We start from the raw sequence: 15,789 nt of genomic DNA, 5'->3' as shown, positions 1-15,789 counted from the left end.
AATTAAATAAAACCTCTGATACAATCCTTCTCCGAAATTTGAACAAAGGAAGGAAAAATGGCAAATATCAACGAACTTTTAGATTATCTAAAAAGAACAAGTCCTGGGCAAGATGAGTTTCATCAAGCTGCTGAAGAAGTTTTACACTCACTAGAACCTCTATTTGAAAAATATCCAAAATATAAAGATAATAAAGTTTTAGAAAGATTAGTTGAACCTGAAAGACAAATCATGTTTAGAGTTACATGGGTTGATGATAAAGGTGAGATTCAAATCAATAAAGGGTATAGAATCCAATTTAGTTCAACTTTAGGACCATACAAAGGTGGATTAAGATTTCACCCTACTGTAAATACTGGAATTATTAAATTTTTAGGATTTGAACAAATCTTTAAAAATGCTTTAACAGGTCTTCAAATTGGTGGAGGAAAAGGTGGAAGTGACTTTGACCCAAAAGGAAAAAGTGACAATGAAATAATGGCATTTTGTCAAGCTTTTATGACTGAATTATTTAGACATATTGGTGCTACAACAGATGTTCCTGCTGGAGATATTGGAGTTGGTGGAAGAGAAATCGGATATATGTTTGGTATGTATAAAAAATTAGCAAACACATATGATGGAACTTTAACAGGTAAATCTCTAAAATGGGGAGGTTCTCTTGTAAGAACTGAAGCAACAGGATATGGTTGTGTGTATTTTGCAAAAAATATGCTTGATGCTAGAGGAGAGAGTTTAAAAGGTAAAAGATGTGTAGTTTCTGGTTCTGGAAATGTTGCTATTTATACTATTGAAAAACTTTACCACTTAGGTGCATTACCAATTACTTGTAGTGATTCTAAAGGTATGATTTTAGATGAAGAAGGAATCGATTTAGATTTACTTAAAGAGTTAAAAGAGAATCAAAGAGCAAGACTTACAGAGTATGTAAAATATAGAAAAAATGCAAAATATATTCCTGTTGAAGATTATCCAAAAGGAAAAAATGCAGTTTGGTCTGTTCCTTGTTATGCAGCTTTCCCAAGTGCAACACAAAATGAGTTAAATTTAGAAGATGCTAAAGAGCTTATTAAAAATGGTTGTAAATGTGTAAGTGAAGGAGCTAATATGCCTTCTACTAATGAAGCCGTTGATTATTTTGTTGCAGAAAAAATTGCTTATGGTCCTGGAAAAGCAGCTAATGCTGGTGGGGTTGCTACAAGTCAATTAGAGATGGCACAAAATGCAGCTATGATTTCTTGGACTTTTGAAGAAGTTGATGCTAAATTAGAACAAATTATGTATGGAATTTTCCAAACAGTAAGCAAAACAGCTGAAGAGTTTGGTGAGCCAACAAACTTTGTTTTAGGTGCAAATATTGCTGGATTTAGAAGAGTAGCAGATGCTATGATTGAGCAAGGAATTGTTTGATAAAAAATAAAACTTAAGGATTTTCCTTAGGTTTATAAAAATTCTCTCTTAAAAAATATAATACTACACAAAATATACAATAATCATTTTGAAAACTTAAATTGCCTTTTCCTTAGTTCAATTAAATTTTAAGTTTTCAAATGATAAAGCTCTTTTATACTCATTTAATCTAAAATCAAAATGTGTAAAATCAATATTTCTCTTTTTTTCTTCTTTGTATAAAATATTTGAGCCTATAAATCTATTTGCTGCATTTGATGGAGATGTTAAAGAGATTGTAATAATAGTTCTATTTTCAAAAATAAATTTATGAACTCTTAAAAATTTATCTTCTACTTTTTCAAATTTTATTTTTTCCTTTTTTAGAATTTGTCTAAAAAAATATTCTGGAGAATTTTTAGAGTTCTTTCCTGTAAAAAATATTGTATCTATATTTTTATAAGTAGATAGATATTTTAATAGATCTCTTAATTTTATATTTAACATTCCATTATCACTTGCATCAAGTTTTTCTCTATGACAAGACTCTACAATATCACAAATTCCAATTTTCTTATTTTTCAAGAAATCATATCTTTGCTCTATTGCTTTAGTTGAGTTTTCAAAAACTAAATTTAGAGAAAATATTTGATTGAAAATTTGCCAAAGTAGATTATCTTTTGAACCATAACAAAAATCTACATCTTTAAGTTTTAGCTCTTTTGAGCAAAATCTTGGAGGTGGTAAAGTTCCAATTATTAAATATTTTGTATTTTCATATAAAATAGGATTATATGGATGATAATGGAAAAACAAAGAAATCCTTTATTTAGATATATAATTTTTATATTATTTTAACATTTTAGTTATATCTTTTTAGTTATAATTCCCACAAAATTTCAATAAGGATATATTTGAAAGTAGGAGTTTTTGATTCAGGAATAGGTGGATTAACTATATTAAGCGCTATTGCTAAAATTGTAGAAAATACAGAATATGTATATATAGCTGATACACTATTTGCACCTTATGGTGAGAAAGATACAAATGAGATTTTAAAAAGATGTGATGATATTACAAACTATTTAATACAAAATTATGATATTGATATTTTGGTAGTTGCTTGTAATACTGCAACTTCTGTTTCAATAAAATATTTAAGAGAAAAATATAAAGATTTACCAATTATTGGAGTAGAACCAGCTTTAAAACCTGCAATTTTATCTTCAAAAACAAAAAATATAGCTATTTTGGCAACTCCAACAACAATAAATGGAAAAAAATATAAAGAGCTTGTAGAAAATTTATCAAATAATCAAGAGTTAAATTTATATCATATCCCTTGTAGTGGCTTGGCAAAAAAAATAGAAGAAGCAGATATTGAAACAATTAGTTTAAATGAGTTTTTAACAAAATACTTAAAAGATTTAAAAGATAAAAATATTGATAGTGTAGTTTTAGGTTGTACACACTATCCAATTATAAAAGATGAGATAAAAAAGTTTTTCCCAAATGATGTTGTTTTATATGATTCTGCAAATGCTATTGCAAAAAGATTACAAGATTTAGGTAAAGATAAAAATAGTATAAATAAAGATCAAAAAATTGCTATTTTATATACTGGTAAAATAAGTTTAGATATGGTAAATATGGTTTTAAAGAATATAAATTTTGAGATAGGAAAGTGTGAAATATGATTGATAATAATTTAAAAGATAGAGTTTTAGCTTTAAAGTATAGACCAAGAAGATTTGAGGATTTAATAGGACAAAGTACAGTCTCTCAAACTTTAAGCCTTGCTCTTGATAGTTCAAGATTATCTCATGCCTATTTATTCTCAGGTCTTAGAGGAAGTGGAAAAACTTCAACAGCCCGAATTATGGCAAAAGCTCTTTTATGTGAAAAAGGACCAACTTCAAAACCTTGTGAAGTTTGTGAAAATTGCCTTAGTGCAAATAGTGGAAAACATCTTGATATTATAGAGATGGATGCTGCTAGTAATAGAGGAATTGATGATATAAAAGAGTTAATTGAACATACAAAATATAAACCAAGTCTTGCTAGATTTAAGGTTTTTATTATTGATGAAGTTCATATGCTTACAACACAAGCATTTAATGCTTTACTAAAAACTCTTGAAGAGCCTCCAGGATTTGTAAAATTCATACTTGCAACAACAGATGCTTTAAAACTACCTGCAACAATTTTAAGTAGAACTCAACATTTTAGATTTAATAAAATTTCTCAAAATGATGTTGTTCACCATTTAAGCCATATTTTACATGAAGAGAAAATAGAGTTTGACAAAGAGGCTTTAAATATATTAGCAAGAGGAGGGCAAGGTAGTTTAAGAGATACTTTAACTCTTCTTGACCAAGCAATAATTTTTTCAAAAAATAAAGTATTCGCTCAAAGTGTTGTTGAGATGTTAGGTTTAATTAATCCTGAAAAAATGGAATCAATATTTATGATGATTTTAAATAAAGGTGATATTAATGATATTCTAAAAGAGTTGGAAATTTATGAAACAAGTCAAATAATAGATGAGATGACTTTATATTTAAAAGATAAAATGATTTTAAAAGATAGAAGATTTGATATTGTTGTTTTTGATAGATTCTTTAGAATTTTAAGTGACGCAAAGCATTTATTAGCAATAAATAGTGATGGAACTTTTGTTTTAATTTTAACTTTTATGAAATTAATGGAAGCTACAAAACTAAAATCAATAGATGATATTATAAATCAAATTGAAAAAATTGAAGCAAAAGTTGAAGTTGTAAAACCTGTAAAAGTGGTTGAAATACTAAAGGAAGAAATAAATATTGAAGATATAAAAGAAGAGAAGATAGTTGAAAAAGTTGAAGAAAAAGTAGATGAAGAGAAAAAAGAGGAGATTTATCAAACTTCAACAAATATAACTTCTTTGGATATTCTTGATTCAATTCCTAAATTAGAATTTGAAACACCTTTTGACGAACTCCCAAAAGTTGCTCCTATTTCACAAATTATACAACAAGAGATTATTGAAAAAGAGATAGTTAATGAGGATAAAAAAGAAGTTGAGATTGAAGAGTTTTCTTATTCTGCTACTGAAGATATAGAGTATATACCTTTTGTTGATGAAAGTGATGAATCAAGTGATTTGTATACAAAATTAACTGAAAAAGTTTATGATAGAGATTTTGAATTGGGAGAGTGTTTTGAAAAAAACTTTATTTATAATGGTTTTTCAAACAATGTTTTACAAATTATCTCTTATGCAAAAGATGAAGAACGAAAACTTTTATATAAACATTTTCCAATAATTAAAGCTTTTGCTCAAGAGGTTTATGGTTCTAATGTTGAGCTAGATTTTAAAAAGGAAGATGCCACCATATTAAATGACTCTATAAAAAAAGAGCAGATTGAAGAAAATATTTTAAGTGATAGTGATATTGGTTCTATGATAGAGGATATTGAAATTGGTTCAGGATGTGTTGCTGATATGACAAAAAGTTCAAATGAGACTTTATCATCAAGAGAGTTACAAATTAATGATATTCTAAATTCAAAAATGGTGGATAAGGTAAAAGAACTTTTTGATATTAGAAAAATTACAGTAAAATCACGAAGTTAAAATTAACTTTTTATTAAAGATAAAAAGATAGACTATTAAAATTTTTAAAAGGAAAATATATGATAAAACAAAGTAAAAACTTATTTACAGGTAAAAAAATCTCTACAGTACTGGCTTTAAGTACACTTTTAGGTACTTCACTTTTTGCAGATGATAATTTAGTTTTAGATTATGAGAAAAAAAGAGTTTCACAAAACCCAAATATCAAAATAAAAGATATTAAAATAAATACAAAAAAAGAGCTACCAATTGCTGGATGGACAGGATATATTTTAGATATTGATGCTGTTATTCAAGGAAAAGATATTAAAGCAAAAGATTTTTTATTTACAAATGGAACACATATTGCACCAGAATTAATTGATATAAAAACTATGCAATCTCTAAAAGATAGTATTGTTCCAAATTTAACTGATAAATACTACACAAAAGCAAATTTTATAGCTGGAAATGAGAAAGCAAAAAATAAAGTTGTACTATTCTCAGACCCACTATGCCCATTTTGTATGGATTATATACCAACAGTTATAAATGAAGTTAATAAAAATAAAGAGAATATTGCTTTATACTATTATGCTTTTCCTTTAACGCAAATTCATCCAGCATCTTTACCTTTATCTAAAATAATTGATATTGCACATACTAAAGGTGTTGCTGATGTTATAACTAAAGCATATACGACAGATTGGTCAAAATATTTTGATGAAAAAACAACAGATGAAGCAAAAATCTTGGCAGCATTCAATAAAGAATTAGGAACTGATATAAAAATTGAAGAGTTAAATAAAAAAGAGATAAATTCAAAAATTGAAAAAGATATGACTATGGGTGATGAGGTAATGGTTTCAGGAACACCAACAATATATGTAAATGGCGTAAAAGAGAGTCCAAAATTTAACTTTGATACTTTAGGGAAATAAGATATGGAAAAACTTGTAATTGCCACAAGAAGAAGCCAACTAGCTCTTTGGCAAAGTGAGTATATAAAAGCTGAACTTTTAAAACACTACCCATCTATGCAAATAGAGTTACAAGAGTTTGTAACAAAAGGGGATAAAATCTTAGATGTTCCATTAGCAAAAATTGGAGGAAAAGGACTTTTTACAAAAGAACTTGAAGTTGCTATGATTGAAGGAACTGCTCATTTAGCAGTTCATTCACTAAAAGATGTGCCTACACAATTTGAAGATGGTTTAACTTTAGCTGCTGTTTCAAAAAGATTTAATCCACAAGATGCAATTTTAAGTAATCTTTATAAAAGCCTTGATGAACTTCCAAAAGGTGCAGTTGTTGGGACTACAAGTCTAAGAAGAAGAATGGCTATAAAAATGTTAAGACCAGATATTGAGCTTAAAGATTTAAGAGGAAATATTAATACAAGAATTGCAAAATTAAATGCCGGTGAGTATGATGCAATAATTTTAGCAGCTACAGGAATAGAGAAATTAAATCTTCAAAATGAGGTTAAATATTTTTCACCAATTTCAACAGATATTATGATTCCATCTATGGGGCAAGCAACTTTAGGAATAGAGACAACAACAGACCCAAAAATTATAGAAATAGTAAAAGTTTTAAATGATAAGAATGCTGAAATTGAGTCAAAAATTGAACGAGGTTTTGTAGATACTCTTCAAGGTGGTTGTCAAGTTCCAATAGGTGTAAAAGCTACAATTTTAGATGAAAATAGTGTAAAGATATCTGCAATTGTTGGACTTCCAGATGGAACAGAGTATATAAAAGATGAAAAAATAGTAGATATAAACTCTTTTGAAATAGCTGGAAAAGATTTCGCAAATGAGTTTATAAGTAAAGGTGCAAAAGAGCTTTTAGCTAGAGCTGAAGCTATGGCTTTCAAATAAGAAGAGATATTTTATTCTCTTCTTTTCATATAAAAAATCTTCTAAAATTCTTATATTATCTTAACTTATGAATAGCTATAATCTTTAATCTTACATTTCTAAGGAGAAAAAAATGAGAATAAGATTAGAAGATTCACTGTTTTGTTTGGTTGATGTACAAGAGAGACTTTTCCCACATATTGGAAATAAAGAGGAACTAGAGAGAACTCTTCCTATTTTGGTACGTGGAATGAAAGTTTTAAATGTACCAATTATTGTAAATGAGCAGTATAAAAAAGGAATAGGAGAGACAATTCCTGTTTTAAAAGAGTTAGTAGAAGAATATACGGCTTATGAAAAAACTACATTTTCAGGTTGTCAAACACCAGAAATTTTAACTGCTTTAAAAAATAGTGGTAAAAAAAATATAATAGTTGCTGGTATTGAAACTCATGTTTGTGTACTTCAAACTTGTATTGATTTACTTGAAAATGATTTTAATGTAATTTTGGTTACAAATTGTAGTGGAAGTAGAAGTAAATTAGACCATAAAATGGCTATAAAAAGATTAGTTCAAGCAGGAGTTGTACCAACAACTTATGAGTCAATTTTATTTGAACTTACAGTTGATGCAAAAAATCCAAACTTCAAAGCTATTTCTAGTTTAATTAAATAAGTTTTGTCCTCATTGGGGACAAATATTCACTTTTCTTAAATAAAAAAAAGGAGATAAAAAAATCTATCTCCTTTTAAATTTTAAAAATAATTGAAAAATTCTAATTATCCTAAAATCTCAGCAGGTGCATATACTTCACCTTTCATAATAATTCTTGCACTTCTACTCATAGTAGCTTTATCTACAATATATTTTCCGTTCTCTTTTTTAATAACTGCTCCAACTTTTAAAGTTCCAGATGGATGTCCAAATTCAACAGCAGATTTTTCTCCCCCACCAGCAGCTAAATTTACCAAAGTTCCTTCAATACAAGCAGCAACACCAATAGCAACTGAAGCTGTACCCATCATCGCATGATGTAGTTTTTGCATAGATAATGCTCTTACATGTAAATCAATTTCTGAAGCTTTTACCTCTTTCCCACTTGAAGTTGTAAAGTCTGATTTTGGAGCAACAAAAGCTATTTTTGGAGTGTGTTGTCTAGTTTCTGCTTCTTTTAAATCGGAAATTAATCCCATTTTAAGTGCTGCATAACTTCTTATAGTTTCAAATCTTGCAAGTGCCTCTGCATCACTATTTATATCAGATTGAAGCTCTGTTCCAATGTAACCTATATCAGTAGCATTTAAAAATACTGTTGGAATACCTGCTGTTATCATAGTAGCTTTGAATGTTCCTATTCCTGGAACTTCTAAATCATCTACTAAGTTTCCAGTAGGAAATAGTTCTTCACTTGGATCAACTGGTTCTGCAAATTCTAATAAAATCTCTTCAGCTGGAAAGGCAACACCATCGATATAATAATCTCCCATCTCTTTTACTTTTCCGTCTACCATTGTTACATAGCAAAGGATAGTTTTTTTGATATTTGCTTGCCAAATTCTTACACAACAAACACCATTTTGTGGTACATTATCAACTAATCCTTCATGAATTGCAAAAGGTCCAACAGCAGAACTTAAATTTCCACAATTTCCACTCCAATCCATAAAATCTTTATCTATTGCAACTTGTCCAAAATAGTAATCTACATCGTGATTAGGAACTGTTGATTTCCCAACTAAAATAGCTTTTGATGTACTAGAAGTCGCTCCTCCCATACCATCCATTTGTTGTTTATAAATATCAGGGCTTCCTACTATTCTTTGAAGAAGTTTGTCTCTTTTTACTTTATCTTCTTGTGCTTCTTTTGGAAGGTCTGCAATATTAAAAAATGTTCCTTTAGAAGTTCCACCTCTCATATATGTTGCTTTTACTCTTATTTGTGGTTTGTAACTACTCATATTTATTCTCCTAAAATTTAAGCTTTTAAAACTTTATAAAATGATTTTTAAATCGCTTTATAAAATTTTATTAGGCTTGGGTAAAAACCCAAGTTCCTAATTATTTACCAGCAATAACATCTTTTGCGAATTTTTGTAAAATTCCACCAGCTTTGTAAACTTCAACTTCAGCAGTTGTATCTAATCTACAAGTTACTTTAAATTCTACTTTTTCACCATTTTCTCTAGTCATTGCAACTGTTAAATCACATCTTGGAGTAATATCTCCAAGAATGTCAAATGTTTCAGTTCCTACAATATTGTAAGTATGTCTTGTTTCACCATCTTTAAATTGAAGTGGAAGTACACCCATACCTACAAGGTTAGTTCTATGAATTCTTTCAATACTTTCAGCAATTAAAACTTCAACACCTGCAAGTCTTACACCTTTAGCTGCCCAGTCTCTTGAACTTCCTTGTCCATAGTTTGTTCCAGCAATAATGATTAGAGGTTGTTTTCTACTCATATATGTCTCTATTGCTTCCCACATTCTTGACTCTTTACCTTCTGGCATAATTTTAGTCAAGCTTCCTTGTTTAACATTTCCATTTTCATCTTTAACCATTTCGTTAAATAGTTTTGGATTTGCTAAAGTTGCTCTTAAAGCAGTATTATGGTCTCCTCTATGTGTTGCATAAGAGTTTAAATCTTCTAAAGGTAATCCCATTTTTAAGCAATACTCTCCAGATGCACTTTTTGCTTGAATAGCATTTGATGGAGATAGGTGGTCTGTTGTAATATCATTTGGAAATACACCAAGTGGTCTTAAGTTTTTAAGAGCTGGCATACTCATAAATTCATCTTCCCAATATGGTGGTTTTTGAATATATGTAGATTTTGCATCCCATTTATAGAATGGTTCAGCTGCTTCTTTTGCACCTTTAGCAAACATTGGGTCATAAATTGCTCCAAACATTTCAGGTTTAACTGCACTATTAACAACTGCATCAATCTCTGCATCACTTGGCCAAAGGTCTTTTAATCTAATATCGTTACCATCTTTATCTTTTCCTAAAACATCAGTTTCAATATTAAATCTAATACTTCCTGCAAGTGCATAAGCAATAACAAGTGGAGGAGAAGCTAAGAATGCTTCTTTAATAAATGGGTGAATTCTTCCATCGAAGTTTCTATTTCCAGATAATACAGCAGTTGTATATACACCACTAGCAGCAGCTTCAGCTTCTAGTTTTGGATCTAAAGCTCCACTCATACCATTACATGTTGTACAAGCAAATCCTACAATTCCAAATCCTAATTTTTCAAGTTCACCTAATAATCCAGACTCTTTTAAGTATAGTTCAGCAACTTTAGATCCTGGTGCTAATGAAGATTTAACCCATCTTTTTCTTGTTAATCCTAATTCATTTGCTCTTTTTGCTAATAATCCAGCAGCAACAACATTTCTAGGATTTGAAGTATTTGTACATGAAGTAATAGCAGCAATTAAAACTGCACCATCAGGTATAACTTCATTTGTAATCTCAATTTTTCTAGTAATTCCTTCTGAATCAAGTGCAGAAACTGGAAGTAATTTATGTGGTTTTGAAGGACCTGCTAATGTTCTTGTAACTGTTGTTAAATCAAACTCAATAGTTCTAGCATAAGTAGCTTCACTTAAACTATCAGCCCATAAACCATTTGCTTTTGCATAAGTTTCAACTAATTTTACTTGCTCAGGAGTTCTTCCTGTGATTCTTAAATAATCAATAGTTTTATCATCAATAGCAAACATAGCAGCACTTGCACCATATTCTGGTGTCATATTTGAAATAGTTGCTCTATCTCCTAAATCTAAATATTTAATTCCACTTCCATAGAACTCTAAGTATGCAGAAATTACATTGTTTTGTCTTAAGAATGATGTTAAAGCTAAAGCAATATCAGTTGCAGTAATTCCTGCTCCTCTAGTTCCTTTAATTTCAACTCCAATAATTTCTGGAACTCTCATATATGATGGGTTTCCAAGCATAACATTTTCAGCTTCTAATCCACCAACACCAACAGCAATAACTCCTAAAGCATCAACGTGAGGAGTATGTGAATCTGTACCAACTAATGTATCTGGACTTGCAATTCCATCAATATTATGAATTACAGGAGACATTTTCTCAAGGTTGATTTGGTGCATAATACCATTTCCTGGAGGAATAACATCAACATTATCAAATGCTTTTTTAGTCCAGTTAATAAAATCGAATCTATCTGCATTTCTTCTATCTTCGATATCTCTATTTTTTTGGAAAGCATCAGGGTCAAATCCACCACATTCAACTGCTAAAGAGTGATCTACAATTAATTGTGTTGGAACAACTGGATTGATTTTTTGAGGATTCACACCACTTGCAGCAACTGCTTCTCTAAGTCCTGCTAAATCAACAAAAGCTGTAAGACCTAGAATATCGTGACAGATAACTCTTGATGGATACCAAGGGAAATCTTTATCTGTTCTTTTTTCAATTAATTGAATTAAAGACTCTTTTAAATCTTCACTTGGACATTTTCTAAGTAGGTTTTCTGCTAGTACTCTTGATGTATAGTTAAGTTTTGCAAAAGAACCAGCTTTGATATCTTCAACTGCACTTTTTACATCATAGTATTTTGTATCTAAACCGTCTAATTGTTTAAGATATTTTTCGTTTGTCATTTTATTTTCCATTTTTTTGAAATTTTTTGTAAAAAAAAAATTTAGGCAAAAAAGCCTAAATTTTTAAGATTATTTTCTGTCTTCTAAAGGAATATAAGCTCTTGGCTCTGGTCCAATATAGTTAGCTGATGGTCTAATTATTTTTCCATCTTCTCTTTGTTCAATTACGTGTGCACCCCATCCTGTAACTCTTGCAATAATGAAGATAGGAGTAAACATATCTGTTGGAATTCCCATTTGATTATATGAAACCGCAGAGAACCAGTCAAGATTTGGGAACATTTTCTTTTGATCCCACATAACTTCTTCAAGTCTTGCAGCTACATCATACATTAACATATTTTTATTCTCTTGAGATAACTCTTTTGCAACTTTTTTGATAACAACATTTCTTGGATCTCTTGTAGCATAAACAGGGTGTCCAAATCCAATGATAATCTCTTTTTTAGCAATTCTATCTTTGATATCTTTTTCTGCTTCATCTGCTGAAGAGTATCTTTCTTGAATTCTAAATGCAACTTCATTTGCACCTCCATGTTTTGGACCTCTTAATGCTCCAATAGAACCAGTAATACAAGAATACATATCAGAATTTGTACCAGCAATTACTCTTGAAGTAAAAGTTGAAGCATTAAATTCATGTTCAGCATAAAGAATTAAAGATACGTGCATAGCTTTAACCCATGATTCTCTTGGTTTTTCACCATGTAATAAATGTAAGAAGTGTCCACCAATTGTATCATCATCAGTTACAACATTAATTCTTTTTCCATTATATGCAAAATGGTACCAGTATAAAAGCATAGAACCAAAAGATGCCATTAATTTATTGATAATATCTTGTGCCGCAGCTTTTGGATGAGATTCATCTTCTTGATTTAATGCTCCAAGAACTGAACAACCTGTTCTCATAACATCCATTGGATGACAGTTTTTTGGTAATTGCTCTAATGCAACTTTTACACCTTCTGGAATATCTCTAAAAGATCTAAGTTTCTCTTTATAAGCTTTTAACTCTTCTTTGTTAGGAAGTTCACCATGAACTATTAAATATGCAATTTCTTCAAATTCAGCTTTTTCAGCAAACTCTAAAATATCATACCCTCTATAATATAAATCATTTCCTGTATTTCCAACTGTACATAATGCTGTACTTCCAGCTGCTACACCTGAAAGTGCAACAGATTTTTTTGGTTTAAATTCCGTACTTGTAGTACTCATATTTTCTCCTTAGTTTAATCTGAAATAAAAATAAAGGAAAAGCTAATTATTTAGCTTTTCCTTTTGAAAATAACTCATCCATTTTTTGCTCATAAGCATGGTAGTTTAACATATCGTATAACTCCATTCTTGTTTGCATTGTATCAAGAACTGCTTCTTGAGTACCTTTATCTTTTAACTCTTGGTAAACATTTAATGCAGCTTTATTCATAGCTCTAAATGCTGATAATGGGTAAAGAACCATATCAATTCCAACACTTGCTAACTCTTCTGTTGTAAACATTGGAGTTGCACCAAATTCAGTAATATTAGCTAAAACTGGTACATTAATAGCATCTGTAAACTCTTTGTACTCTTTTAAAGTGTGTACTGCTTCAGCGAAAATTGCATCTGCTCCAGCTTCAACATAAGCTTTTGCTCTTGCAATTGCAGCAGCTTGACCTTCACTTGCGTGTGCATCAGTTCTTGCAATGATATAGAAATCTGGGTCTAATTGTTGTTTTGCATCAACAGCAGCTCTAATTCTATCACACATTTCTTCAGTAGATACTAACTCTTTATTTGGTCTGTGTCCACATCTTTTTGCAGCAACTTGATCTTCAATATGCATACCTGCAGCACCAGATCTAATAAACTCTTTTACAGTTCTAGCAACATTGAAAGCATGTCCCCAACCTGTATCAGCATCAACGATTAGTGGTGTATCACAAATAGAAGTAATTCTTCTAACATCAATACAAACATCTTCAATCATTGTCATACCTAAATCAGGTAAACCATAAGATGCGTTTGCAATTCCTCCACCTGATAAGTAGATAGCCTTATGTCCTACTCTTGTAGCTTGTAATGCTTGATAAGCATTAATTGTTCCAACTATTTGTAGTGGATGTGAAGCTTTTAAAGCTTCTCTGAATTTTTTTCCTGCACTTGTCATATACTTCCTTTAAAAAATATTGTAAGTCATTATACTAAATTTGGAAAAAAAATATTGTATTATTTTAAATAGAAAAAATACAATTTTTATACAATATAAATAAATTGTACAAATTTTGTTTTTATGTAAAAAAATAGTACAATATGCAAAAGATATATTAAAGGTAGCTTATGAATTTTAAAAATTCTATTGAAAAGTTTGTAGAGATTTTCAATCGTTCAAACTTAAGTATTTCTAAATTTGCTTTTATGATAAATAAGGATAGAAGGACGGTTACATCGTGGATTGATAATCATACGAATATAGAACCAACAAAAGAGACAAAAGAGAAAATTTGCCAGATTTTTAGATATCCAGACTATATTTGGGAAGATGCTTGTAGTGGTGAGGAGTTCTTAAAATCCATCACTCAAATACCTCAAAAAGAGGTAAGAATTATAGATGAAGATTATAAAGGAAGATTAAATTATATAATTGAGCATGAAAAAAATAGAAGATTTGTAATTCAAGCACAGTTTCCAGGACCTATGTATAGAGATAGTGCTGTACGAAAAGTGTACAAACATACAACAAGTTTAGATATTGAAGAGTTAAAACAAGAGAGAATTGATCAAATGCTAAGATATGATTATGATACAACAGAATGGTACTCTATAAAATCGGTTCTTAGTTTTTGTTTTGCAAGTATTGGAAACTTTTTTACAAAAGATGAGAAGATAAAAATACTTGAACTTATGTATGAGTTATTTAATAACAACTATAATAAAAAATTGTTTCTTTTTGATTCATTTTCAAGAAAGATTTATGGTATGGAAACAACATATATCTCTATAAATGTAAAAAATAAGATTCTATTTTTTAAATCGCCTATTGAATCGGTTTTTATTGAAATAAGAAATAAAAATTTAGTTGAAAGAATGCACAAATATTATAGTTCTCCAATAGAAGCACCTTCTCATGTAAACTTTTTGGAGTCTGTAAAAATATTAAAAATTTTACAAGATGCACTAAAATATAATAATGATATTAAGCAAGCTTACGAGACAATAAATCGTGAAACAAATTATGGAGAACTTTTTTATAATAATCTTAGTATTGATTTACAAAAAGAGGTAAGTGCTCCAAAAATTGGGCAAAGAAGAAATTAAGGAGAAAAGATGAAAATAGTAATTTTAGATAGAAAAACATTGGGCTTTGATATAAGTGTTGATATTTTTTCAAAATTTGGAGAGCTTATATCTTATGATACTACAAAAGAAAATGAGACAAAAGAGCGAATAAAAGATGCTGATATTGTACTTACAAATAAAGTTTATGTGGGAGAAAATGAGTTAAAAGATTCAAGTGTAAAATTGGTTTGTATAACTGCAACAGGGATGAATAATGTAGATTTAGATTATGCAAAATCTTCAAATATTGAGGTGAAAAATGTTGCTGGTTATTCAACTTCTAGTGTAGTTCAACTTGGATTTTCTATGATTTTTTATTTTATACAAAAGCTAAATTACTATAAAAAATATGTAGATGAACAAAATTGGCAAAAAAGTGATACTTTTACACATATAGATGAGCCATTTTTTGAACTTGACCATAAAAGAGTTGGAATAATTGGACTTGGAGAAATAGGAAGAGATTTTGCGAAAAAAGCTAGTGCTTTTTCTTGTGAAGTTGTTTATTACTCTACAAGTGGACAAAACTCTAATAGTGAATATAAGAGTGTAAGTTTAGAAGAGTTACTTAGAACAAGTGATATTATTTCAGTTCATGCACCACTAAATGAGAAAACAAAAGATTTATTAAAATATGAGCAACTAAATCTTTTAAAAGAAGGGGCAATATTACTTAATTTAGGTCGTGGTGGGATTATAAATGAGAGTGATTTGGCAAAAATTTTAGATGAAAAAAATATTTTTTGTGGGCTTGATGTTGTTTCAAAAGAGCCAATAGAAGAGTCAAATCCTCTTTTAAAAGTGAAAAATAAACAAAGACTTTTATTAACTCCTCATATTGCATGGGCTAGTGTTGAAGCTAGAAAAAGATTGATAGAAAAAGTAACAAAAAATATAGAAGATTTTTTAAAATAGGTTTTAAGCCTATTTTAAAAGTTGTGTTGTTTAAATTTTTTATAAATTATTTTTTG

The 15,789-nt window shown here is 29.5% G+C and carries 13 protein-coding genes; 8 read left to right on the top strand and 5 right to left on the bottom strand.

What is annotated here, in order from left to right:
- Positions 1 to 57 precede the first annotated feature (57 nt).
- Positions 58 to 1,410, top strand: coding sequence for an NADP-specific glutamate dehydrogenase (gene gdhA, locus AFAEC_RS09775; protein ID WP_026805113.1), 1,353 nt, complete (start codon positions 58 to 60; stop codon positions 1,408 to 1,410).
- A 117-nt stretch (positions 1,411 to 1,527) separates the two neighbouring features.
- Here the strand turns inward: gdhA and AFAEC_RS09770 are convergent, their stop codons facing one another.
- Positions 1,528 to 2,205: a uracil-DNA glycosylase family protein gene (locus AFAEC_RS09770; protein ID WP_026805114.1), complete on the bottom strand. Its 678-nt coding sequence runs from the start codon at positions 2,203 to 2,205 to the stop codon at positions 1,528 to 1,530.
- A 98-nt stretch (positions 2,206 to 2,303) separates the two neighbouring features.
- On the opposite strand from AFAEC_RS09770, the gene murI reads away from it, so the two are divergent.
- The 5 genes from murI to AFAEC_RS09745 all read left to right on the top strand — a co-directional run bounded on the left by murI (position 2,304) and on the right by AFAEC_RS09745 (position 7,525).
- Positions 2,304 to 3,086 carry a glutamate racemase gene (gene murI / locus AFAEC_RS09765; RefSeq protein WP_026805115.1) on the top strand — a complete coding sequence of 261 codons (783 nt, stop codon included), beginning with the start codon at positions 2,304 to 2,306 and terminating at the stop codon, positions 3,084 to 3,086.
- A complete protein-coding gene (locus AFAEC_RS09760) occupies positions 3,083 to 5,008 on the top strand; it encodes a DNA polymerase III subunit gamma/tau (RefSeq protein WP_026805116.1) in 1,926 nt (641 codons plus the stop codon). Before murI ends, AFAEC_RS09760 begins: the two co-directional genes overlap by 4 nt.
- Before the next feature lie 59 nt (positions 5,009 to 5,067).
- Positions 5,068 to 5,928: a DsbA family protein gene (locus AFAEC_RS09755; RefSeq protein WP_051487442.1), complete on the top strand. Its 861-nt coding sequence runs from the start codon at positions 5,068 to 5,070 to the stop codon at positions 5,926 to 5,928.
- A 3-nt stretch (positions 5,929 to 5,931) separates the two neighbouring features.
- Complete coding sequence (hemC, locus tag AFAEC_RS09750; RefSeq protein WP_026805118.1) at positions 5,932 to 6,870, top strand: hydroxymethylbilane synthase; 939 nt, start codon at positions 5,932 to 5,934, stop codon at positions 6,868 to 6,870.
- A 112-nt stretch (positions 6,871 to 6,982) separates the two neighbouring features.
- Complete coding sequence (locus AFAEC_RS09745) at positions 6,983 to 7,525, top strand: hydrolase (RefSeq protein ID WP_026805119.1); 543 nt, start codon at positions 6,983 to 6,985, stop codon at positions 7,523 to 7,525.
- Positions 7,526 to 7,629: 104 nt separating this feature from the next.
- On the opposite strand, the gene prpF is transcribed toward AFAEC_RS09745, so the two are convergent.
- The 4 genes from prpF to prpB all read right to left on the bottom strand — a co-directional run bounded on the left by prpF (position 7,630) and on the right by prpB (position 13,649).
- A complete protein-coding gene (gene prpF, locus AFAEC_RS09740) occupies positions 7,630 to 8,808 on the bottom strand; it encodes a 2-methylaconitate cis-trans isomerase PrpF (RefSeq protein WP_026805120.1) in 1,179 nt (392 codons plus the stop codon).
- Between the two features lie 100 nt (positions 8,809 to 8,908).
- A complete protein-coding gene (gene acnD / locus AFAEC_RS09735; RefSeq protein ID WP_026805121.1) occupies positions 8,909 to 11,494 on the bottom strand; it encodes a Fe/S-dependent 2-methylisocitrate dehydratase AcnD in 2,586 nt (861 codons plus the stop codon).
- Between the two features lie 69 nt (positions 11,495 to 11,563).
- Complete coding sequence (prpC, locus tag AFAEC_RS09730) at positions 11,564 to 12,715, bottom strand: bifunctional 2-methylcitrate synthase/citrate synthase (RefSeq protein WP_026805122.1); 1,152 nt, start codon at positions 12,713 to 12,715, stop codon at positions 11,564 to 11,566.
- A gap of 46 nt (positions 12,716 to 12,761) precedes the next feature.
- Entirely contained in the window at positions 12,762 to 13,649 is an 888-nt protein-coding gene (gene prpB / locus AFAEC_RS09725) for a methylisocitrate lyase (protein WP_026805123.1), read from the bottom strand.
- A 170-nt stretch (positions 13,650 to 13,819) separates the two neighbouring features.
- On the opposite strand from prpB, the gene AFAEC_RS09720 reads away from it, so the two are divergent.
- Positions 13,820 to 14,797, top strand: a complete 978-nt coding sequence (locus tag AFAEC_RS09720) for a hypothetical protein (RefSeq protein ID WP_026805124.1) — start codon at positions 13,820 to 13,822, stop codon at positions 14,795 to 14,797.
- A 9-nt stretch (positions 14,798 to 14,806) separates the two neighbouring features.
- Positions 14,807 to 15,733: a D-2-hydroxyacid dehydrogenase gene (locus tag AFAEC_RS09715; protein ID WP_026805125.1), complete on the top strand. Its 927-nt coding sequence runs from the start codon at positions 14,807 to 14,809 to the stop codon at positions 15,731 to 15,733.
- Positions 15,734 to 15,789: the final 56 nt, after the last annotated feature.

It is taken from the genome of Aliarcobacter faecis (assembly GCF_013201705.1).
GTDB classification, from domain to species: domain Bacteria; phylum Campylobacterota; class Campylobacteria; order Campylobacterales; family Arcobacteraceae; genus Aliarcobacter; species Aliarcobacter faecis.
The sequence above is the reverse complement of the archived record's forward strand: the minus strand, read 5'-3'. Positions and strand labels throughout refer to the sequence as shown.